This is a genomic window from Commensalibacter papalotli (ex Botero et al. 2024) (assembly GCF_947179115.1).
Taxonomy (GTDB): Bacteria; Pseudomonadota; Alphaproteobacteria; order Acetobacterales; family Acetobacteraceae; genus Commensalibacter; species Commensalibacter papalotli.
In genome coordinates this window covers 187,857-207,958 of the sequence record NZ_CAMXCI010000001.1, presented here as the reverse complement: position 1 = coordinate 207,958, position 20,102 = coordinate 187,857, and the positions used below count along the sequence as shown (strand labels likewise).

Genomic DNA, 20,102 nt, shown 5'->3' with positions numbered 1-20,102 from the left:
TTTTTACTTAAAGCCTTTACTGGATTTTATTTATGCCAACAAATGATAACACTGCCCTTGATTACATTCATCTTTATCAACATGATTTACCTGATCATTTAGACCTTGGGTCAATAATAGCTATTGATACAGAAGCAATGGGATTAAATCATTATCGAGATCGTTTGTGTCTGGTACAAATTTCCAGTGGTGATGGTCAAGTTCATTTAGTGCAATTTATTCCTGAATATTTAGGGGGAAAAGGCTTTACTGCGTGTCCTAATCTTAAAAAACTTTTAACCTCCCCTTCTGTAACAAAAATAATGCATTTTGCCAGATTTGATGTGGGTATTTTACAATATGCTTTGGATATCAAACTTTCATCAGTAGTTTGTACTAAAATTGCTGCCAAACTAACAAGAACATTTACAGATAAACACGGTTTAGCTGCTTTATGTAGAGATATTTTAAAAGTTGAGTTATGCAAGCAACAACAAAGCTCTGATTGGGGTGCACCCATCTTAACCCCAGAACAACTGGTCTATGCTGCATCTGATGTCTTATATTTACATCAACTATGGGATGCATTAAAACAACTTTTAATTCGTGAAAACCGCTTAGAACTGGCTCAATCCTGTTTTTCTTTTCTCTCTGCACGTGCAGATCTTGATATTTTAGGATATGAAGAACCTGATATTTTTCAACATCGTAGTTCGTAAAAGATCTATTTGATCCCTGATGATAACTGTTTTATAGTATGAATACTTTATAATTTATCAATTTTTAAGTGTATAATAAATGGAACCTATGTCTGTTTGTGATATTCAAAATGCTTGTGATGCTTTGCTTATCGAAAAGCAAGGGATTCAAGAGCTTATTGATGCCTTGCAAAATAATCATGTCCTATCAGAAGCTTTTGATCAAACCGTTCAAACATTATTTACACTCAAAGGGCGCGTTATCTTAACAGGAATTGGTAAATCTGGTCATATTGCAAAAAAAATTCAAGCAACCCTTGCTTCTACTGGAACAGCTTCTTTTTTCGTTCATCCTGCCGAAGCTGCTCATGGCGATTTGGGCATGATACAACCTAGCGACGTCGTTATAGCGATTTCAGCCTCAGGTGAAAGTGCAGAGCTGACCAATATTATTTCTCACACAAAACGATTTGATATTTTTTTAATTGCTATGACTACCAACGAGCAATCTACCTTGGCTAAAGCTGCGAATATTGCAATGACACTACCAAAATCTAAAGAAGCATGTCCTTTTGGATTAGCACCTACAACCAGCACTATAATGCAATTAGCCCTTGGTGACGCCCTTGCAATTACATTATTAAAAAAACGCCATTTCACTGCATCCGATTTTGGTATATATCATCCAGGAGGACGTTTGGGCAGCAAGTTAAAAGCTGTACGCGACCTTATGCATACACATCAAGAAATTCCACTGGGTACACCTAACATGCCAATCTTAGAAGCAATTATGGAAATGACCAAAAAAGCCCTTGGATGTATTGGTATTATTTCTGAACAAGGAATATTAATCGGTTTAATTACAGATGGTGATCTTCGCAGGACGCTTGACAAAGATATTCGCAACTTAACAGCTCAGGACGTAATGAATAAAAGCCCCATGACTGTTCATGAAGATATTCTTGCCGCAGAAGCTTTGCGGTTAATGAATAGTAAAAAACATCCCATAACATGTTTATTTGTGATAGACCAAAACCATAAACCCACTGGTGTCTTACATATTCACGATCTTTTACGTGCAGGAATAGCATGACTGACAATAAACAAGATCAGCCAAAAACGACTTCGCAGATTGAAAGAACTGACTTTCAAGCCAAGCAAAAATATTTAAAGCAACGTGCAAGCTCTAATATTACGAGGCGTCAGGTACCCCATGAAAAAGATATTCTGCGTCGTAAAAAAGTAATTAAATGGACAAAATGGGTTTTACCGATCCTTGCGTTGTTTTTATTAGGCTCAATTGCTATTTGGCCAGAGATTGACCGTATGATTAATACGAATAAAGAAGTCGTTAAGCAATTATCTAGAATCAAAGTAGAAAGTGGGACAATGATCGGGGCAACGTTTCACGGCCTTGATTCTTCAGAACGACCTTACACAATTACTTCGAGTAAAGTTATTCAAAAATCCAACAACAGCGATATGATCCGTCTGGCTGATCCAAAAGCTGATATTCTATTACAAAATAATAGTTGGATAATGGTTACAGCTAATAAAGGCATTTATATGCAGCATCTTCAAAACCTCAACCTTTACGAAAATGTTGTTTTATATAGAGACGATGGATTGTTTATGTATAGTGATATTGCTGATATTGCTTTAAAAGATTCAATCGTTACCGCTAATGACTGGATCCATGCCGAAGGTCCTTTTGGTCAACTTGATGCACAAGCTTATTTCTTGGATATGCATACTAATGTTGCTCAATTCAAAGGTCCTGGTCGTTTAATTTTAAATGATGATAAAAATTCTTCTCCTCCTTCGCAACCTTCTAAAACGTCGGAATAATCTCCATGAATACTAAACAAGCTTTATTTTTATCTTTTGCATCTTTAATAGGTATTGGATTATTCCACGTTTCCCCTGTATCAGCTCAAAACATTGATTTGTCTCATGGAGGACAAATCACGGTTACCGCTCTTGGTGGGTTTGACTGGGATCAAAATAATAAATCTGTAACCGCCTATACTCAAGCAAAAGCTGTCAGAGGAAATGTTACTGTTACCGCTGATCGGTTAGTTGCGTTATATCGTAAAAAAGCTGGTTCAGATCAACCTAAACCAGAAGAAAAAGCTCAAGAGAAAACTGGTGACATCACCCAAAAAGATTCTGGTTCCAACGAGATTTATCGTTTAAATGCTTATGGGCATGTACATATTTACACCAATACCGACCAAGCTTGGGGAGATAAAGCCGTTTATGATATTGATCAGGCTACGCTTGTCTTAACAGGTAAGAATATGAAGCTGACGACACCACAAAACTTAATGACAGCCAAAGATGCCATGGAATATCATTCCCAAACCCGTATGTCTGTGGGGCGTGGAGATGCAACTGTTACCAATCTAAAAGATGGTCGCCGTATCACAGCAGATGTGTTAGTTGGATATAGTAAACCCACAGATCAAAAAGATCCCAACGCAAAAAACAAACCGTCTAATAACAATGACGCTGATGATATGAGCAGATCTAGTAAGTTAGAAAAAGTGAATGCTTTTGGTAATGTTGTTGTCAGAACACAAACAGAAACCGTCAGAGGAGATCGGGGTGTTTACGTCCCTGATTCTAGTATTGCTCGGGTTGTGGGTAATGTACATATCACCAGAGGATCTAATCAATTAAATGGTCATGCCGCCATTATTAACATGAAAACAGGTATCGCCCATATGACAGAAGCACCTGGACGACGTGTTCAGGGTCTAGTTGTTCCAAACGAATCTAATAATCAACCTAAATAATCACTACTGCTTTTTATACAAGGTACTATCCTATTATGAATACTGATACTGGTACACCAACCCATAAGAATAATCCTCATTATGTTCCTGGAGAAGGATTAGTCGCCACCAATATTGGCAAAACCTATAAAAAGCGTTCTGTTGTTCAAAATGTTTCTTTGCGTGTTCATCGTGGAGAGGCTGTTGGATTATTAGGACCTAATGGTGCAGGAAAAACAACGAGTTTCTATATGATTGTAGGCCTTGTCCAACCTGATACAGGCTCAATCAAATTGGATGGTGCAGATATTACAAAACTTCCAATGTATCGCAGAGCACGTCTAGGTATCGGTTATCTTCCTCAAGAAGCCAGTATTTTCCGTGGACTTAATGTTGAGCAAAATATTATGGCTGTACTAGAGGTTGTTGAACCTGACTTTCAAAAACGTCAAGAAATTCTAGATGGCTTGCTGGCTGAGTTCGGGATCAGTCATTTACGTCGCTCTCCATCTTTATCTTTATCTGGTGGTGAACGTCGTCGTTTGGAAATCGCAAGAGCATTAGCCAGTGACCCAAATTATATTTTGCTAGATGAACCTTTGGCTGGAATTGACCCAATTGCAGTTGGGGAAATTCGTGACCTTGTTTCCCATCTGAAGGATCGTGGAATTGGGGTATTAATTACAGATCATAATGTTCGTGAAACATTGGAAATTATTGATCGCGCTTATATTATGAATAGTGGTCAATTACTGATGGAAGGCGCTCCGTCCGAAGTTGTTGCTAATGAAGATGTTCGTCGCGTTTATCTTGGTGAAAAATTCTCTATGTAAATCAAGTTATCCCCTTAACTTTTACTGAGTAAGGGGATAACTTGATTTACAAGTTGCGAATAATTTCAATTAATTTTAACTATGCTCTTTTGCTTGTTCTTGAATTCTTTCTCTGGAATTCTCTTTTATAGAATCATAATTTTAAAATATCTTTTTGTATTAAATCATATTATTCAACAAGCCTAATAAAGTCAAAAATGCCTTGATTAGAGAAAAAATGCACTCATTGCAGTCTTTGGACGAAAAACTCCTGCACCCTCCTCTTATCCCACATCTTTATGGATGGAAGCGGTTTTGTGTTGAATTTTTATTTTTTGGCGCTAAAGAAGCACGTTCTTGCCTGTTTGTGGGGTTATTTTTTCTCTCTATTTTTATCGTCCCCAAAAGTGGTATTTGGATTATTCCACGTTATGATGTCTTATTCATTATTGCCATTATAATTCAATTATGGATGGTCTATAGCAAACTAGAAACATTAGATGAATTAAAGGCCGTGATGCTGTTTCATATTGTAGGCTTTGTGTTAGAAGTTTTCAAAACATCTGCCAATATCCAATCATGGAGTTATCCTGATTTTGCTTATACCAAAGTGCTGAATGTTCCCTTATTCTCAGGCTTTATGTATGCAGCTATTGGCAGTTATATCATCCAAGCATGGCGCTTATTTGATCTGAAAATATATCATCATCCCCCTTATATTTTTGCAGTTATTACTTCTTTGTTAATTTATATAAATTTTTTTACCCATCACTATTTTGGTGACTATAGATGGTATATTGCTGCTGGTGTATTGGGGCTTTATGCTCGTACAACCGTTGTCTTTACCCCTTATGACCGTGAAAGGAAAATGCCACTTTTACTCGCATTTATTTTGATTGGTTTTTTTATTTGGCTAGCGGAAAATATTAGTACCTTCTTTGGCATATGGAAATACCCAAATCAAATTACCTCTTGGTCAATGGTACATACAGGAAAATGGAGTTCATGGGCATTGCTAGTCATTATGACATTTACCATTACTGTGTTTTTAAAACATATAAAAAAGACCGTTTATATTCCAAGATAATCTTTTGAAGCTCAATAGTTTATTCTCTTATCTCTGTGAATTCTATTAAATAATATAGTATCGATAATATCTTCGTCATACACAAAAATCAGTGTTGCACAATGATCAAGACATGAGTAACCTAAATATAAGATATTTATCTTAATTCTATTAGATACATCGCTATTTATAAAAAAAGATGGAGAGTATTAATGAAGATATCAATTTATGGAAAAAAAATAGAAATACCCGATTGGTTTCGCCAAAAAGTTGAAGAGACGTTAGAAAAAACTACACAAAAATATTTTGATAATATTAATGATATTTCTGTTACTTTTAATAAATTACCATCTTCTTACACCTGCCAAATTCATACTCATGCATCTCGTGGTCTTTCTATTCGCAGTGAGGGTTCAGCTACAGAACTACAAATTGCATTTGACAATGCAATAGAGCATATTACAAAACGCTTACGCCGTTATAAAAGCCGTTTACTAGGACGTCGAGGTACAAAAGCTGCCTTCAATAAATTTGTTGAAGGTCGTCAATATGTTATTCGCCCTGACCAAGAAATAGAAGAGCAAGAAAACACACAACAAGAGCAACTGGAACAAGCAATCAAAGAACGTATCATTGCAGAAAGAGCTACCGAGATTGACAGCCTTACTGTATATGAAGCGATTATGCATCTTGACCTTTCAGAACGTCCAGTTCTAATGTTTAAAAATTCTGAAAACGACCGTATCAATGTTGTTTATCGCCATACAGATGGCCAAGTCGTCTGGCTTGATTCTGGTATAAGCAACTAAAGCAAAAGGGAGGATTTGATATCCTCCCTTTTGCTTTAACAATATTTGCCTTGTGTTTAATTTACAAAAGAAGGCACCATTTCATGCTGAACAATAGCTGCAAACGCTGTCTTTACGTTATCTGCAACTGCCATTGGGGTTCCATCAGCCGCATGAATAGCAAAAACTTGTTCACCATTAATCATAACAATTTTTACATATGCCATTTGGCTGACACCCAATGCTTTTAATTGCCCGTCTGTCAGATTACGAACATCGATAACATTCTCATCTTCTTTAGCAGCGATTAACTTAGCCTTATCATTTATATCTTGATCATTCATATTTATGACCCTTTCCATCAATGACATCAAAAAAATATAAAACCTTGTGCTTTATCTCTATTTTTCGATCGTTTGAATGTTTCTCTCTAAACCAGAGCGTTCTGTATGATGGGGTTCAGCCAGATGCCCTTTGTAAGCAGGAACTTTGGTATTGGTTTTCTTACGAGAAACTGTATTTTGTGTGATTTCAATACGCCTTACCTTCATTTCTGGTTGAGGACGAGTAATATCGATATGTAAAAGGCCATTATCCAACCAAGCACTCTCGACTTCTATTCCTTCAGCCAATACGAAGGCGCGTTGAAACTGTCTTGCGGCGATCCCTCTGTACAAAAAAACGCGTTCTTGAGTATTATCTTCGCACTGTCTTCCACGAATAACCAACTGGTTATCCTCTTGAGTAATTTGCAGATCTTCCATCATAAACCCAGCAACAGCCAATGTAATACGCAAACTAGAAGAATTAATTTGTTCTATATTATATGGCGGATATCCATCAGACGTAGATTTAGCAGCACGTTCTAAAATTTGTTCCAAATGATCAAATCCCAGGAACATAGGCGACGTAAAAAGCCTTCCTGACATGAAAGCCTCCTCCTTTAATTATGAGCGAGACATGTATTCAGATAAGCCCACTATGGCACTTACCTCAATATATAATATGGGAAAAATAGGTTGTTATGCAAGCATATCTTATAAAATTATGATTTATCATCATGACAAAATATTGTAATATCAACTGTATTATATATATAAAAACGTAACAAACACCTTTTATAACGGCATAAAATTAAACATGAATACTGAAGAAAAAAATTTAGAACTTTTACCTATTCTGGTTGCAACAGATCCTTTTTTAAGAAAAAAGGCACGACTAGTTGAAGAAAAAGACCTTGAAGAAGTCAGAAAAATCGTTCCTGTCATGTTTAATACTATGTATGATGCACCAGGCATTGGTTTGGCCGCACCTCAGGTAGGAATTGGTTTACGTTTCTTTATTATGGATTTAGCCAAAGAAGGTGACGAGAAAGAACAATATGTTATCCTAAACCCTGAGATTATCGAAGAATCAGAGGACTGTTCAGAAGCCAAAGAAGGATGCTTATCCGTTCCCGAGCAGTTTTCAGAAGTTATTCGTCCAGAGAAAATCAAGCTGCGCTATATGGATCTTGATGGTAAACAACAAGAAATGCAAGCTGACGATTTGTTGGCCAGATGTATTCAACATGAAACCGATCATCTTGATGGTATCTTGTTTATAGATCATCTTTCTTCGTTAAAACGTAATATGATTATGCGTAAGATTATTAAAGACCAAAGAAAAAGCCGTTAATTATATTCAAGGAAAGCCAAAATGCGCATCGCCTTTATGGGGACACCTGATTTTGCGGTTCCTGCTTTACAAGCATTACATCAAGCTGGACACGAGATTGTTGCTGTTTATTGCCAACCTGCTCGCCCTGCTGGTAGAGGACGTAAAATTCGCCCTTGCGCAGTACAACAAGCAGCCGAGCAATTAAATATTTCAGTTTATTCTCCTACAAAACTGAAAAATCAACCCGAAGAATTTAAGCGTTTTGCTTCTTTTGATCTTGATATAGCAATTGTGGCTGCATACGGCCTTATCCTTCCTTCTGAGATGCTTAATATACCGAGGTTAGGCTGCCTGAATATTCATGCCAGCCTTTTACCACGTTGGCGTGGAGCCTCTCCTATTCAAAGTTCTATCTGGGCTGGAGATACCCAGACTGGGGTTAGCATCATGAAAATGGATGTTGGATTAGATACTGGAGACGTTTATAAGGAAGAAATTCTACCTATTACGCATCAAACAACCGCTCAATCATTGCATGATGATTTATCTCAACTCGGTGGAAAATTAATCCTTCAAACTTTAAACGCTCTTGCTGATAATCCCTCTTTATCCCCCCATCCACAATCAGAAGAAGGGGTAATATATGCTCGTCAGCTCAACAAACAAGATGGTAAAATTAACTGGGCTTTAACAGCCAAGGAAATAGACCAACAAATCCGTGCTTTAACGCCTTGGCCTGGAACTTTTACAGTACTTGATGGGAACTTGCTGAAAATAACCAAAGCTGCAATCAGCACAGAAAAAAACACAAACACCCCAGGTTCTACTCTCGTATCTTCTAATGCGTTATTAGTAACTTGTGGGGATCATCACACTATAGAACTCTTAGAAGTCCAACTGGCTGGCAAAAAAGCCATGTCCGTACAAGATTTCCTTAGGGGTAATTCTATCAATTCTAAAGCTATACTGGGCTAGTTGATTATGGATATTCAAAGATGGGCCGTCAAAATTGAATATGACGGCACAGGACTGGTAGGTTGGCAACGTCAAAAAAAAGGCCTTTCCATTCAGCAAGTTTTGGAAGAAGCTGCGGAAAAAATCTGCAATCATCAATATAAGATCAACTCTATTACCGCGGGACGCACCGATTCTGGTGTGCATGCAATGGGACAAGTCGCCCATTTGGATTTTCCAGCGCACCTTCCCTTGACTGCAAAGAAAATATGCGATGGGTTAAATCATTATATGAAACCCCATGCCATTGCAATTTTACAAGCTGGTCAAGTCGATTTACAATGGAGTGCCAGGTTTACAGCTGTCCAACGTAAATATCGTTATGTCATTCTTAATCGTCTCAGCAGACCTGCACTGAATACGAATTACGTCTGGCATGTACGTAAACCACTAGATGTCGACAAAATGGTTCGAGCCGCACAATATCTATTAGGACAACATGATTTTACATCTTTTCGTGCCACAGCTTGCCAAGCAAACTCACCTATTCGTAAACTAGATCGTTTCGATATTTATAAAAAAGATGATTATATATACTTTGAACCTGAAGCTCGCTCTTTCTTGCACCATCAGGTAAGGAATATGGTTGGCACCCTTAAAATGATTGGTGACGGCTATTGGCCAGAAGAGCAAGCATTCACTATTTTACAAGCCAAAGATCGCAAGGCCGCAGGAATCAACGCCCCTGCGACAGGATTATTTTTAACCGAGGTTATTTATCCAACAGATCCATTTATTGAGCAGATTTAGCTTGATGTTGCATTTGTTGTTGTAAATCATGTGCCATTTGCATCATGTATGGATAGTTATGCATCATAAATATACCATAAATAACCATACTTGCCGTGATTAATGTTACAACAATCACAGCAGATCTGGCCGCAGTGGTTTGTAAGCCAACCTTAATAACAAACCAATTTAACCAAAGACTATATGCCAAATATAAAATGCTGGCCAATCCAAGTAAAGCCATCAAAATATTAGGAGAACCTGAAAATAATAAGCCAACGATCATGAAAAACAAAATACAATCGAGAATTGGCACCCAAAAACACCATAATACGGCAACAGTCGTTTGTTTCCAATAATCTTCGTGTTTCCACAAAACAGCAAAAGCATGAATAATCGCAACAGTTATCAATAACGAACAAATTTTAACTAGGAAAATAGATACACTGATATAAACCGCATGTGTGTCTTTGAATTTCATCATCAAAAGTGGTAAAAGATTTCCAACAACTGCCAACGCGATCCATGGGGCTAACGCACTTAATACAGAATCTGAGCTGTTAGAAAATTCGTGAATACCCTCACGCTTTCCTCTTCCTAACATAAACATTCCACGAATAGTACTTTTCACTTTTACCCTCTTTATAGTTTATAGCTCAGATTATTCTTTAAATAACGCTTCTATCACATTTTGATAAATCGTTGTTAACTGATTTAAATCCAGAATGGAAACCTCCTCATTTACTTTGTGCATCGTTTGTCCGACCAGACCAAATTCTGCAACAGCACAATATTGAGAAATAAAACGTGCATCAGAAGTACCTCCACCTGTATCAAGACGTGGTTTTACCTGATTAACTTGATGAATCGCTTCACAAAGAGCCCTGACTTCTTCACCAGGCTCAGTTAAAAATGCCTCACCAGAAATGGCAACATCAATCTTACAATACTCTGCAACACGGTGACATTGTGTGGCAATCCAACCTTTCAAGGCTGTGCCACTATGTAAATTATTAAAGCGAATATTTATACGAGCTGTTGCAGTACCTGGAATTAAATTCGTAACCACATTTCCAACATCAATAGAGGTTACTTGTACAGATGAAGGTTGAAACCATTCGTTCCCATTATCCAACACAGGTTGTGTTAATGAGGTCAAAATCGTCATTAATTTATGAATAGGATTATCAGCCAAATGAGGATAAGCCACATGCCCTTGAGTGCCCTCGACCTCAATCACCGCGTTCAAACTGCCTCTTCGGCCAATTTTAATAATATCTCCAAGAACCTGTGCAGAAGTAGGCTCTCCAACCAAGCAAAAATCCGGAATATGATTATGCTTTTGCATCCATTCCAAGACTTTTACCGTGCCGTTAATGCCAGGACCTTCTTCATCCCCAGTGATAAGAAAGCTCAAAGATCCTGAAAATTCAGAATGACCCTCAAGGAAATTTTCAACAGCCGATATAAAAGCAGCAATACCACCTTTCATATCACAAGCCCCACGGCCATAAATCACACCGTCTTTAAGCTCTGCTGAGAAAGGATCACTATCCCAATTATTCTTTCCAGCTGGCACAACGTCTGTATGACCTGCAAAACAAAAATGAGGATGGCCTGAGCCTAACCTTGCAAAGAAATTCAAAATCCGATGTTCGCCTTCGCCAAATGGAAGGTCAAAGATTTCAAATCCTATTTTTTGTAATCGTGCCTTTAAAATATCTTGGGCACCAGCATCATGTGGGGTAACCGATGGACAACGAATTAACTCTTGTAACAGAGAAACTGGATCGCTCATTGAATAGTCACCCCTTCTATATTTTGTAAATTAGCTTCTTAATAAATCATTAATAGATGTTTTAGAGCGTGTGCGTTCATCAACACGTTTAATAATCACAGCACAAGCCAATCCTGGCAATGGATTACCTTGTTCACTGGTGGCTTGTTTAGGAGGCAATGTGCCAGGTACAACCACAGAATATGCAGGTACACGTCCCATAAATACTTCGCCTGTATTACGATCAATAATCTTGGTAGATGCACCCAAGAATACACCCATGGACAAGACACTACCTTTTTCTACAACCACACCTTCTGCAACTTCACAGCGTGCGCCAATAAAACAATCATCTTCAATAATGACTGGGGCTGCTTGTAAAGGTTCTAAAACCCCTCCAATACCAACACCACCACTGATATGACAGTTTTTACCAATTTGCGCACAGCTGCCAATAGTTACCCAAGTATCAACCATAGTACCGCTGTCAACATACGCACCTACATTGACAAAACTGGGCATTAAAATAACATTTGGTGCAATAAATGCTGAACGGCGTACAATAGAACCAGGAACTGCACGGAAACCTGCTGTCGCAAAATCCGCATCACTCCAATTTGCAAATTTTAATGCAACTTTATCATAAGCAGGAACGCCTGCCTCACTTTTCATGCCATAATTATCATATAAACGAAAAGACAATAGTACAGCCTTTTTAAGCCACTCATTAATCGTCCAACCACTAACACCAGGAGTTGCTACGCGTAGTTCCCCTGCATCCAACATTGATAATGCTTTTTCCACAGCATCACGTGCTGAACCAGAGGTTGATGGGGAAATATTAGTACGATCTTCCCATAATTTTTCAATTTCTGCTTGTAACATCGAATGATCAGTCATTTGTATTTCCCTCTTTCTTAAATCAATACTTAAATAATTTTATGAACGATTAGCACGAATTAAAGTGCCTGACCCGCCCTCAGTAAATAATTCTAATAAACAGGCATGCGGAACACGCCCATCCATAATCACGGCGGCCTGAGCACCTGTTTTCACAGCTTCTAAACATGTTTCAATCTTTGGAATCATACCCCCTGTGATCACACCTGTAGCAATCGCCTCTTTAGCTTCTTCCTCAGTTAACTCAGAGATTAAATTCCCATCTTTATCCAAAACACCAGGCACATCCGTCAGCATAAATAATCTAGATGCACGCACGGCACCTGCAATAGCACCGGCAGCAATGTCAGCGTTAATGTTATAGGTCTGTCCTTGTTTATCCATCCCAATAGGTGCCACCACAGGGATAAGGCCAGAACCAGATAACGCATATAAAACTCTAGGATCAATACGCACAGGCTCCCCTACTAATCCAAGATCAATAGCCCGTTCTCTTTTTAATGAATCATCCCAAACATGCTTAACCAGCTTGTGTGCTTCAATTAAGCCACCGTCTTTTCCTGATATACCAACTGCCAAAGCCCCTGCTTGATTGATCAAAGTTGCAACTTGTTTGTTCACTGTGCCAGCCAAAACCATTTCAATAACATCAATAATTGCAGCATTTGTCACTCGTAGCCCATCAACAAATGTTGTTTCAACGTCCATGCGTTCCAACATAGCATTAATTTGTGGACCACCTCCATGAACGATAATTGGATTGATGCCTACTTGTTTTAACAAAGCAATATCATTTCCAAATGCGTTGGACAGGCCATTATCAACCATTGCATGACCACCATATTTTACAACAATAGTATCCCCTGTATATCGTCGCAAATAAGGCAAAGCTCTTGCTAAAACGCTGGCCTGTTCGTGAGCCTCTTTTGCAGCCTTTTTTACAGAATCTAATGATTTTCGGTTGGTCATAACTTTACAATCCTGATCGTTCTAATAGAACTTAGTTCTTAGTAATTAAACGTGCTAAATCCGCACGCAAATCCTCAATACCAATATTTTTTTGACTGCTGGTCACACGAATAAAAGGATATGCCGCAGTATGTTCTTTAATGACGTCTAAGATTTCGCCTTGTTTCTTATCTAATTGCGCTGCAGATAACTGATCTGCTTTTGTTAAAACAACTTGAAAAGTAACCGCAGCACGATCTAATAAATCCATAATATTATGATCGCTTTGTTTCAACTCTATCCGTGCATCTAGCAACAACATTACCCGTAACAAAGTCGGTCTGCCTCTTAAAAAAGCAAACATCATTTTTTGCCAGTCACTTTTAACATCTTTTGAGGCTTTGGCGTAACCATAACCTGGCATATCAACAAAAACGAGCTGATTACCAATATTAAAGAAGTTTAACTGTTTTGTACGCCCAGGTTCAGAAGATGCTCTGGCCAGCATCTTACGTCCAGTAATCGCATTAATTAAAGTTGATTTTCCAACATTTGAACGGCCAGCGAAAGCAACCTCGGGTAAAGTTGCTGGCTCTAATTGGTTTAATCGTTGAGCACCAAAAAAGAATTTGGATTCTTGGGCGAAGAGAAGTCGCCCAGCCTCTAACTTTGCTTGATGCTCTAAATCATCAGCAGATGGTGGTAATAACTCGGCCACAATTTATCCTTTTGCCTTTTTTAAAGATGCTTTTTTAGCTTTAGCTTCCATACGCTTTTGAATCACCAACTGTTGTAATGCGGTTAATGTATTATTCCAACTATAGTAAATCACCAAACCTGCTGGTTGTGTAGCCAAAACAACCGTAAAAATAAATGGCATAAACTGGAACATTTTCTTTTGAACTGGATCCAATACCGCAGGGTTTAACTTTTGTTGCAAGAACATTGTAAAACCAAAAATCAAAGGCCAGATACCAACATGCAAAAATGGTGAAATCGTCGATGGATCAAATGGTATTAATCCAAATAAATTTAAAATATTCGTCGGATCAGGAGCAGACAGATCATGAATCCAACCAAAGAAAGGTGCATGACGCATTTCAATTGTTACATACAAATCTTTATACAAACACCAAAAAATTGGAATTTGAAGTAAGATTGGTAAACAACCACTGGCAGGATTAACGCCTTGCTCTTTATAAAGACGCATCATTTGTTGATTCATCAACTGTTGATCATCTTTATAAGTTTCGCGAATTTCTTTCATTTTAGGCTGTAAAGCCTTCATTTTACCCATTGAATGAAATTGCTTTGAAGCCAAAGGATAAAACACAGCTTTAACAATCAAGGTAAAGGTTAACAAAGCTAACCCAAAATTACCCCAAAAATTATTCAACCAATCCAAAACAATAAAAATAGGATACGTTAAAAACGCGAACCAACCGAAATCAACCGCCTTCCAAAAATCAGGAATATGATATTGTTTTTCATATTGGTTTAAAAGTTCAACAACCTTAGCCCCAGAAAATACATGTCCAAAAGTTGAAACAGTTTCACCTGGTGCAGCAACCATTGGTTGACGTGAGGTAAAACCAACTTGATATGTTCCTTTTTCAACACCACCAGTGTTGATATTCTCAGACTGATCAGCATCTGGTGTAAAACCATAAACAACACTAACATTTTTATCTTGTTGAGGAACGATAGCCGTTAACCAATATTTATCAGTTATACCAGCCCAACCACCAGTTGTATTCTTGCTCCAAGAAATATCAGAAGGTGCTTTTGAATCTTTACGAATCGTTTCATAAGAATATTGCTCAAGACGCTGATCAACAATCCCAATCGGGCCATCATGTACTAAGTAACCGTTTAACTCTTTTGGTGTAAAGCCACGACTTACACGGCCAAAAAAGAAAACAGAAACAGGTTTATCTGATGAATTAACGACTTTTTGTTCAAACTTGAACATATAATTTTTATCAATTGAAATCGTTTTTTCAAACTTTACCCCTTGCCCGTTATCCCATGTCATGGTGACAGGTTGTTCAGGGGTTAATTCTTTTTGGTCAGTTTTCCAAACCGAATTGATATCAGGAAGTTTTGTTGTATCATGATCGGCATTGACCCAACCTGTTTGCACATAATTTGCATCTTTGGATTTAGGGCCAGAAAGTACACGAACAAGTGGTGAATCTTTTTTAATCGTTTCACGATAGTTTTTTAAAACCAAATCATCTAATAAAGCACCCCTTAAATTAAGAGAACCCTTTACCTGATTTGCATTAATAGGAACCCTGATATCTGGCCCTGTTTCTGCAACTTCTTGATTTGATGATGATTCAACTTTTTGCGTTGAAAGCGGCGTTTGCTCTTGTTTCACCTGTTGTGTTGTGTTGTGTGTTTCTTCTTTTTTTGGGGTAAAATACTCAAATGCAAAAAGAAGAAAAACAGAAAGCAAAGTCGCCAGAAAAAAGCGCTTGTTATCCATTCAAAGCCAGCCAATCATTCATTGAATTTAAAAAAATATCGCCTTATTTTTTAGGGGGAACAGGATCATCCCCACCCAAATTCCAAGGATTACACCGTAAAATACGCCATCCACCCATCATGATTCCTTTAAAAACACCATGTGTTTGAATAGCTTTTTGGGCATAATGACTACAAGATGGGTTAAAACGGCAATGATGCCCAAGTAATGGCCGTAAAGTCAGCTGATAAAGATAAATCAAACCAATAAAAATTCGTTTCATTTATTTATTCAATATAACCCCAGCTTTATACAAAGCCCAACGAAAATCTTTTACAATTGCTTGGTATGGTTTTTCAAAGGTGTTTTTACGCCCTATCATCACCATATCAATGCCTTGAAAAGAATTTTTTTGCGCTAATTCTTGCATAACCCCTCGCAACCTTCTTTTTACTCGGTTACGAACAACGGAATTTCCAACTTTTTTAGTAACGGTAAACCCTACTCTACCTGCTTCGCAATCATTTCTATGTAATAATTGCAAGACAACACTAGATGTAGGGACTTTCTGACCGTTTGCAGCTACATTTAAAAATTGTACCCGCTTTTTTAAACGCAAGACAGGCTGGAGCTTGTTACCTATATCAGTCACAAACCATACTCGCTTTAACGCCAAACGCCATTAAGCTGAAAGACGTTTACGTCCTTTTGCTCTACGGTTGGTAATTACTTTACGTCCACCAACAGTAGCCATACGTGCACGGAAACCATGACGATGTTTACGAACAATTTTTGAAGGTTGATATGTACGCTTCACGAAATCTCTCCTTTAAAGCCTTCTGAAAACAAATAAATATTATAAATTGCATTCAGACTTAACAAATAATTATAGTCCTAAAGAGGTGGTTATAATCTGAATATAGAAAATCGTCAATCTAAGTCCATAGGCAGAATTGCTTTTTTATGCTATTTAAGGAAAATAATTTGTTTTCCAAAGGATTTTTTCATAGATGGCAAGCTCTCTGCCCAAACCATTACAGAAAAAAAGATTTTTTCGCTACTTTATCGGAATAAGTTCAGGAATCCTTCTATGTGTTTTAACATTTTCTCTATATGATGCAACCCTTCCTTTATGGTGCATATTTGTCCTAATGGGTCTATATATTACTACTGTAACCACCTTGATAATCACTGGGTATCAAAGAAAACTTGCAAAAATAGAAACACAACATGCCTCACAACTCTCTATTTTACGACATGACGTCAAAGGCATATTATCACCAGCTCTTTTGATGGCTGACCGTATCTTGTTAAATAAAACAGCTGATGAAAAAACATTACAATCAGCAGAATCTATTGCACAATCTATTGAAAAAGTTGCGGAATACTTAAAAGAGACAAAAAATAAATCTATTTAGTTAATTTATAACTCTGCTCTAATAATAAAATAATTTCATCATCTGAAGCACTGCCATTCAATAGAATACTGACCCAGTGTTCACGATTCATATGATAAGCAGGAAAAATATAAGGCTTAAGTTGCAGAAAATAAGAAGATTCTGGGTTAACTTTGACATTCAAAATATCAACATGATCTTTAGATTTTAAACCCAGTCGATCTCCTGACACGTTCATGTACTAAGCCATACCATTTTTTATTGCCTTGATGCCTTAAAACAACATATTCAGGAAATCTTAGCCATGGATAATCAGGAATGGTTTTAAAATTTTCTTTGGCATACGCAAGCAAATCTTGTCTATTCATAATCATCCATGAAATCTTATTTGTAAGTATCGGTTTGTATTAGCTCAATCTTATATCCATCTGGGTCTTCGACAAAAGCAATCACTGTCGTTCCAAACTTTACTGGACCAGGTTCTCTGGTTACTTTTCCACCTAATTTACGAACTGCTTCTACTACAGCATTAATATCATCAACGCCCAAGGCTAAATGTCCAAAACCTGTGCCCATATCATAGGGCACATCATGTCCCCAATTATAAGTCAATTCGATTTCAGCTTCACCAGCAGCATTATCGTCAAATCCAACATAAATCAGTGTATATTTACCCTCTGGGACTTCTTTACGACGAATTTCTCTCATTCCAAGAGATTGATAAAAAGCCAAACTTTTATCTAAATTGTGAACTCGAATCATTGTATGAAGATAAGTTGCCATTTTGTTTCTCTTTCATTTTATATATTTTTGTTTGAATGTATCTGGATTATAACTTAACAGAAATATTCCTTTTTCATCAGCCAAACGAACGACCTCTTCTTGATGCACAATTAACGTACCTCCTGCCTCAAACGCTATTCCTCTTAAGCCTGACTCATATGCACCAATGACCGTGCGTGGACCAATTGTCGGCATATCCGCACGTCTTTCTTGATCAGGTTTAACTTGTTTAATTAAAATAGCACCTAAACCAGGTTGCTGACAATCCTTGGCTCTTTTTAACATAGAATCCGTTCCCTCCATCGCTTCAACAGCAATGACCAAGCCATTTTGGACTATGCACCCCTGCCCGATATCTAAACGACCCAAGACTTGATTAACTTCTATTCCTTTATCAATATCATGCAAGCTTTGAGAATCAGGTTGTATTTTTCCAAAAACACCCTCAATCACAGGATCTAGAAACTCATGCGCACCACGAACCTTAAAGCCTTCTTCATCAAACACACGAACCAACGCAGCTAATAAACCATCATCCCCTGCAAATAACGCTTTACCTATGCGGGCAAGGATTTTTGCCCCCTCTGCATCTGGTCGTAAATCACGCCAAGATGGACGTTTGACTGGGCCGATTAACACAATATCTTCACAATGATTTTCACGAAGCGCAGCAAGAATACGCCCAGCCGCAGCCAATCTTACATATTCATGAGGCCATTTTTCAATAATTTGCGGTTCTGCAAAATCCTGAAACCCAACAATAAATACAGAACGTCCCATAGCAAAAACAGCCTCTGCAACTTTACCTGGCAAAGGCCCTCCCCCAGCTAAAATTCCAACGGCTGTTTTGTTTTCCATTAATTGGCTTTGCATTTAAATGATTATTTATCCCTCTTTTTCTGAAGAGGAAATTGAACGTCCTACTTTTACCAATCCTCTACGGCTGGGCTGCTCAATAAAATCAATAATTTCTTGAACACGATCTATATGTCCAAATTTATCTTTTACATTTTGTAAACGTTCTTCAAAAACGCCACATAATTCTTCATCTTTAGGAAATAAAGCGCGGTATACGTTTCTTAAAATATGAATTTCTGAGCTTTGAACACCATTACGCTTCAGCCATATCCAATGCATTCCTACTAAACGCGCCCTATTTCCAAGCACACTACCATAAGGAATAACATCTGATTCAACTCCAGTCACACCACCAACCAAAGCTGCTTTACCAATTCTAACAAATTGATGAATAGCCGCAGACCCCATTACTCTGGCATCATCATCAATATGAACATGTCCACCTAATACAACATTATTGACAATAATAACACGGTCACCAATATAACAATCATGAGCAATATGCGCATTAACCATTATTAAACAATCAGAACCAATCGTAGTAATCCCATTTCCTGAAGTCGTACCACGATGAATCGTTACTTGTTCACGAACTACTGTTCTACTGCCAATCACACAACGCGTTGGCTCACCTTTATATTTTAAATCTTGTGGAGCCAATCCTATGGTTGAAAATGGATAATACACAGAATCTTTACCCAATGTAGTATGACCATCAACAATTACATTAGCAATTAACTTGACACCATCTTCAATAATAACATCTGCACCTACTGAACACCATGGGCCAATACAAACCCCACGACCTATTTTAGCTCCAGAAGCAATAATCGCAGATGGATGAATTTCGCTATTACTGACAGTAGCGTTTGAAATATCTACCAGAATTTCCTCCATCTTTTAATTTTTTTTGATGTCATTTGTGCTTTACCAAATAAAGAAAAATCAAAATATACACGATAACGATATATTTTGATTATCCCATAATCATTGCACCAAACATTGCTTCTGCAACAGAAACACCATCCACTTTGGCAATACCACGAAATTTCCAAACATTGGCACGTTGGCGTTCTTTTACTACATCAATAAATAATTGGTCGCCAGGCCCGACTGGACGTCTAAATTTAGCGTTTTCAATCGTCATAAAATAAACTATTTTTCCCTCAAATTCTGCGCCTAGCGTTTTAACAACTAATACAGCAGCAGTTTGAGCCATTGCTTCGATGATTAAAACACCTGGCATAACAGGACGAGAAGGAAAATGCCCTTGAAAAAAATTCTCGTTAACAGAAACATTTTTTATACCGGTAGCAGACAATCCTTTTTTTACATTGATCATCCGATCAATTAATAAAAATGGATATCTATGCGGAATTGCACTCATAATGCCTTCTATATCAATGACGGGAAGATCAATAGCAGAATCTTGGTCTTGAGGGGCAAC

Annotated in this window: 28 protein-coding genes; 11 read left to right on the top strand and 17 right to left on the bottom strand. The window is 37.7% G+C overall.

Going from position 1 to position 20,102, the window contains the following annotated elements:
- Positions 1-32: 32 nt before the first annotated feature.
- The 7 genes from QMN76_RS00965 (at position 33) to hpf (ending at position 6,141) form a co-directional block, all read left to right on the top strand.
- Positions 33-698, top strand: a complete 666-nt coding sequence (locus QMN76_RS00965; RefSeq protein WP_282023158.1) for a ribonuclease D — start codon at positions 33-35, stop codon at positions 696-698.
- Positions 699-777: 79 nt separating this feature from the next.
- A complete protein-coding gene (locus QMN76_RS00960) occupies positions 778-1,770 on the top strand; it encodes a KpsF/GutQ family sugar-phosphate isomerase (protein WP_282023159.1) in 993 nt (330 codons plus the stop codon).
- Complete coding sequence (gene lptC, locus QMN76_RS00955; protein ID WP_034337460.1) at positions 1,767-2,525, top strand: LPS export ABC transporter periplasmic protein LptC; 759 nt, start codon at positions 1,767-1,769, stop codon at positions 2,523-2,525. Before QMN76_RS00960 ends, lptC begins: the two co-directional genes overlap by 4 nt.
- Before the next feature lie 5 nt (positions 2,526-2,530).
- Positions 2,531-3,475 carry an LptA/OstA family protein gene (locus QMN76_RS00950; RefSeq protein ID WP_034337463.1) on the top strand — a complete coding sequence of 315 codons (945 nt, stop codon included), beginning with the start codon at positions 2,531-2,533 and terminating at the stop codon, positions 3,473-3,475.
- 35 nt (positions 3,476-3,510) lie between these two features.
- Positions 3,511-4,287: an LPS export ABC transporter ATP-binding protein gene (gene lptB / locus QMN76_RS00945; protein ID WP_051461863.1), complete on the top strand. Its 777-nt coding sequence runs from the start codon at positions 3,511-3,513 to the stop codon at positions 4,285-4,287.
- Positions 4,288-4,504: 217 nt separating this feature from the next.
- Complete coding sequence (locus QMN76_RS00940) at positions 4,505-5,353, top strand: DUF817 domain-containing protein (protein WP_282065607.1); 849 nt, start codon at positions 4,505-4,507, stop codon at positions 5,351-5,353.
- A 191-nt stretch (positions 5,354-5,544) separates the two neighbouring features.
- The gene (hpf, locus tag QMN76_RS00935) at positions 5,545-6,141 is read left to right on the top strand and encodes a ribosome hibernation-promoting factor, HPF/YfiA family (RefSeq protein ID WP_282023160.1); all 597 of its coding nucleotides are present in this window, start codon (positions 5,545-5,547) and stop codon (positions 6,139-6,141) included.
- 56 nt (positions 6,142-6,197) lie between these two features.
- On the opposite strand, the gene QMN76_RS00930 is transcribed toward hpf, so the two are convergent.
- Positions 6,198-6,464: a DUF1150 family protein gene (locus tag QMN76_RS00930; RefSeq protein WP_051461864.1), complete on the bottom strand. Its 267-nt coding sequence runs from the start codon at positions 6,462-6,464 to the stop codon at positions 6,198-6,200.
- 57 nt (positions 6,465-6,521) lie between these two features.
- Positions 6,522-7,049 carry an Hsp20 family protein gene (locus QMN76_RS00925; RefSeq protein WP_051461865.1) on the bottom strand — a complete coding sequence of 176 codons (528 nt, stop codon included), beginning with the start codon at positions 7,047-7,049 and terminating at the stop codon, positions 6,522-6,524.
- Between the two features lie 211 nt (positions 7,050-7,260).
- Between QMN76_RS00925 and def the strand changes: the two genes are divergently transcribed.
- From def to truA, 3 genes are read left to right on the top strand one after another with little or no spacing between them, the layout of a single operon-like run.
- Entirely contained in the window at positions 7,261-7,797 is a 537-nt protein-coding gene (gene def, locus QMN76_RS00920; protein WP_034337473.1) for a peptide deformylase, read from the top strand.
- Positions 7,798-7,818: 21 nt separating this feature from the next.
- Positions 7,819-8,754, top strand: a complete 936-nt coding sequence (gene fmt / locus QMN76_RS00915) for a methionyl-tRNA formyltransferase (RefSeq protein WP_282023161.1) — start codon at positions 7,819-7,821, stop codon at positions 8,752-8,754.
- 6 nt (positions 8,755-8,760) lie between these two features.
- A complete protein-coding gene (gene truA / locus QMN76_RS00910; protein WP_282023163.1) occupies positions 8,761-9,543 on the top strand; it encodes a tRNA pseudouridine(38-40) synthase TruA in 783 nt (260 codons plus the stop codon).
- Here the strand turns inward: truA and QMN76_RS00905 are convergent.
- From QMN76_RS00905 to rpmH, 9 genes are read right to left on the bottom strand one after another with little or no spacing between them, the layout of a single operon-like run.
- Positions 9,527-10,153, bottom strand: coding sequence for a hypothetical protein (locus QMN76_RS00905; RefSeq protein WP_051461866.1), 627 nt, complete (start codon positions 10,151-10,153; stop codon positions 9,527-9,529). The two genes, truA and QMN76_RS00905, sit on opposite strands and share 17 nt — an antisense overlap.
- Before the next feature lie 30 nt (positions 10,154-10,183).
- Positions 10,184-11,320, bottom strand: coding sequence for a succinyl-diaminopimelate desuccinylase (gene dapE, locus QMN76_RS00900; protein ID WP_282023164.1), 1,137 nt, complete (start codon positions 11,318-11,320; stop codon positions 10,184-10,186).
- 30 nt (positions 11,321-11,350) lie between these two features.
- The gene (gene dapD, locus QMN76_RS00895) at positions 11,351-12,199 is read right to left on the bottom strand and encodes a 2,3,4,5-tetrahydropyridine-2,6-dicarboxylate N-succinyltransferase (protein ID WP_034337483.1); all 849 of its coding nucleotides are present in this window, start codon (positions 12,197-12,199) and stop codon (positions 11,351-11,353) included.
- A gap of 39 nt (positions 12,200-12,238) precedes the next feature.
- The gene (argB, locus tag QMN76_RS00890) at positions 12,239-13,168 is read right to left on the bottom strand and encodes an acetylglutamate kinase (protein ID WP_034337485.1); all 930 of its coding nucleotides are present in this window, start codon (positions 13,166-13,168) and stop codon (positions 12,239-12,241) included.
- A 31-nt stretch (positions 13,169-13,199) separates the two neighbouring features.
- Positions 13,200-13,865, bottom strand: coding sequence for a ribosome biogenesis GTP-binding protein YihA/YsxC (yihA, locus tag QMN76_RS00885; RefSeq protein ID WP_034337488.1), 666 nt, complete (start codon positions 13,863-13,865; stop codon positions 13,200-13,202).
- A gap of 3 nt (positions 13,866-13,868) precedes the next feature.
- Entirely contained in the window at positions 13,869-15,638 is a 1,770-nt protein-coding gene (gene yidC, locus QMN76_RS00880) for a membrane protein insertase YidC (RefSeq protein WP_282023165.1), read from the bottom strand.
- 43 nt (positions 15,639-15,681) lie between these two features.
- Positions 15,682-15,900 (bottom strand): membrane protein insertion efficiency factor YidD, encoded by a 219-nt coding sequence (gene yidD / locus QMN76_RS00875; RefSeq protein ID WP_034337494.1) that lies wholly within the window; start codon positions 15,898-15,900, stop codon positions 15,682-15,684.
- Positions 15,901-16,269: a ribonuclease P protein component gene (rnpA, locus tag QMN76_RS00870; protein ID WP_235176756.1), complete on the bottom strand. Its 369-nt coding sequence runs from the start codon at positions 16,267-16,269 to the stop codon at positions 15,901-15,903.
- Between the two features lie 30 nt (positions 16,270-16,299).
- Entirely contained in the window at positions 16,300-16,434 is a 135-nt protein-coding gene (rpmH, locus tag QMN76_RS00865; protein ID WP_034337496.1) for a 50S ribosomal protein L34, read from the bottom strand.
- A 193-nt stretch (positions 16,435-16,627) separates the two neighbouring features.
- Between rpmH and QMN76_RS00860 the strand changes: the two genes are divergently transcribed.
- Positions 16,628-17,035: a hypothetical protein gene (locus tag QMN76_RS00860; RefSeq protein ID WP_034337499.1), complete on the top strand. Its 408-nt coding sequence runs from the start codon at positions 16,628-16,630 to the stop codon at positions 17,033-17,035.
- Here QMN76_RS00860 and QMN76_RS00855 read toward each other — a convergent pair.
- The 6 genes from QMN76_RS00855 to fabZ all read right to left on the bottom strand — a co-directional run bounded on the left by QMN76_RS00855 (position 17,028) and on the right by fabZ (position 20,075).
- Complete coding sequence (locus QMN76_RS00855; RefSeq protein WP_282023166.1) at positions 17,028-17,252, bottom strand: MmcQ/YjbR family DNA-binding protein; 225 nt, start codon at positions 17,250-17,252, stop codon at positions 17,028-17,030. The two genes, QMN76_RS00860 and QMN76_RS00855, sit on opposite strands and share 8 nt — an antisense overlap.
- A complete protein-coding gene (locus tag QMN76_RS00850) occupies positions 17,215-17,382 on the bottom strand; it encodes a hypothetical protein (protein WP_282023168.1) in 168 nt (55 codons plus the stop codon). Before QMN76_RS00850 ends, QMN76_RS00855 begins: the two co-directional genes overlap by 38 nt.
- Before the next feature lie 16 nt (positions 17,383-17,398).
- Positions 17,399-17,797, bottom strand: a complete 399-nt coding sequence (gene gloA, locus QMN76_RS00845; RefSeq protein WP_034337504.1) for a lactoylglutathione lyase — start codon at positions 17,795-17,797, stop codon at positions 17,399-17,401.
- A gap of 12 nt (positions 17,798-17,809) precedes the next feature.
- Positions 17,810-18,655 carry an LpxI family protein gene (locus QMN76_RS00840; protein WP_152534186.1) on the bottom strand — a complete coding sequence of 282 codons (846 nt, stop codon included), beginning with the start codon at positions 18,653-18,655 and terminating at the stop codon, positions 17,810-17,812.
- 27 nt (positions 18,656-18,682) lie between these two features.
- The gene (lpxA, locus tag QMN76_RS00835; protein WP_051461867.1) at positions 18,683-19,552 is read right to left on the bottom strand and encodes an acyl-ACP--UDP-N-acetylglucosamine O-acyltransferase; all 870 of its coding nucleotides are present in this window, start codon (positions 19,550-19,552) and stop codon (positions 18,683-18,685) included.
- 79 nt (positions 19,553-19,631) lie between these two features.
- Positions 19,632-20,075, bottom strand: coding sequence for a 3-hydroxyacyl-ACP dehydratase FabZ (gene fabZ / locus QMN76_RS00830; protein WP_282023581.1), 444 nt, complete (start codon positions 20,073-20,075; stop codon positions 19,632-19,634).
- Between the last annotated feature and the right edge of the window lie 27 nt (positions 20,076-20,102).

Bases quoted from the DNA above. Each gene is read 5' to 3' on its own strand.
- QMN76_RS00965 (WP_282023158.1), top strand. From the start codon at position 33: ATGCCAACAAATGATAACACTGCCCTTGATTACATTCATCTTTATCAA.
- QMN76_RS00960 (WP_282023159.1), top strand. From the start codon at position 778: ATGGAACCTATGTCTGTTTGTGATATTCAAAATGCTTGTGATGCTTTG.
- lptC (WP_034337460.1), top strand. From the start codon at position 1,767: ATGACTGACAATAAACAAGATCAGCCAAAAACGACTTCGCAGATTGAA.
- QMN76_RS00950 (WP_034337463.1), top strand. From the start codon at position 2,531: ATGAATACTAAACAAGCTTTATTTTTATCTTTTGCATCTTTAATAGGT.
- lptB (WP_051461863.1), top strand. From the start codon at position 3,511: ATGAATACTGATACTGGTACACCAACCCATAAGAATAATCCTCATTAT.
- QMN76_RS00940 (WP_282065607.1), top strand. From the start codon at position 4,505: ATGCACTCATTGCAGTCTTTGGACGAAAAACTCCTGCACCCTCCTCTT.
- hpf (WP_282023160.1), top strand. From the start codon at position 5,545: ATGAAGATATCAATTTATGGAAAAAAAATAGAAATACCCGATTGGTTT.
- QMN76_RS00930 (WP_051461864.1), bottom strand. From the start codon at position 6,464: ATGAATGATCAAGATATAAATGATAAGGCTAAGTTAATCGCTGCTAAA.
- QMN76_RS00925 (WP_051461865.1), bottom strand. From the start codon at position 7,049: ATGTCAGGAAGGCTTTTTACGTCGCCTATGTTCCTGGGATTTGATCAT.
- def (WP_034337473.1), top strand. From the start codon at position 7,261: ATGAATACTGAAGAAAAAAATTTAGAACTTTTACCTATTCTGGTTGCA.
- fmt (WP_282023161.1), top strand. From the start codon at position 7,819: ATGCGCATCGCCTTTATGGGGACACCTGATTTTGCGGTTCCTGCTTTA.
- truA (WP_282023163.1), top strand. From the start codon at position 8,761: ATGGATATTCAAAGATGGGCCGTCAAAATTGAATATGACGGCACAGGA.
- dapE (WP_282023164.1), bottom strand. From the start codon at position 11,320: ATGAGCGATCCAGTTTCTCTGTTACAAGAGTTAATTCGTTGTCCATCG.
- dapD (WP_034337483.1), bottom strand. From the start codon at position 12,199: ATGACTGATCATTCGATGTTACAAGCAGAAATTGAAAAATTATGGGAA.
- argB (WP_034337485.1), bottom strand. From the start codon at position 13,168: ATGACCAACCGAAAATCATTAGATTCTGTAAAAAAGGCTGCAAAAGAG.
- yidC (WP_282023165.1), bottom strand. From the start codon at position 15,638: ATGGATAACAAGCGCTTTTTTCTGGCGACTTTGCTTTCTGTTTTTCTT.
- yidD (WP_034337494.1), bottom strand. From the start codon at position 15,900: ATGAAACGAATTTTTATTGGTTTGATTTATCTTTATCAGCTGACTTTA.
- QMN76_RS00860 (WP_034337499.1), top strand. From the start codon at position 16,628: ATGGCAAGCTCTCTGCCCAAACCATTACAGAAAAAAAGATTTTTTCGC.
- QMN76_RS00855 (WP_282023166.1), bottom strand. From the start codon at position 17,252: ATGAACGTGTCAGGAGATCGACTGGGTTTAAAATCTAAAGATCATGTT.
- QMN76_RS00850 (WP_282023168.1), bottom strand. From the start codon at position 17,382: ATGAATAGACAAGATTTGCTTGCGTATGCCAAAGAAAATTTTAAAACC.
- gloA (WP_034337504.1), bottom strand. From the start codon at position 17,797: ATGGCAACTTATCTTCATACAATGATTCGAGTTCACAATTTAGATAAA.
- QMN76_RS00840 (WP_152534186.1), bottom strand. From the start codon at position 18,655: ATGGAAAACAAAACAGCCGTTGGAATTTTAGCTGGGGGAGGGCCTTTG.
- lpxA (WP_051461867.1), bottom strand. From the start codon at position 19,552: ATGGAGGAAATTCTGGTAGATATTTCAAACGCTACTGTCAGTAATAGC.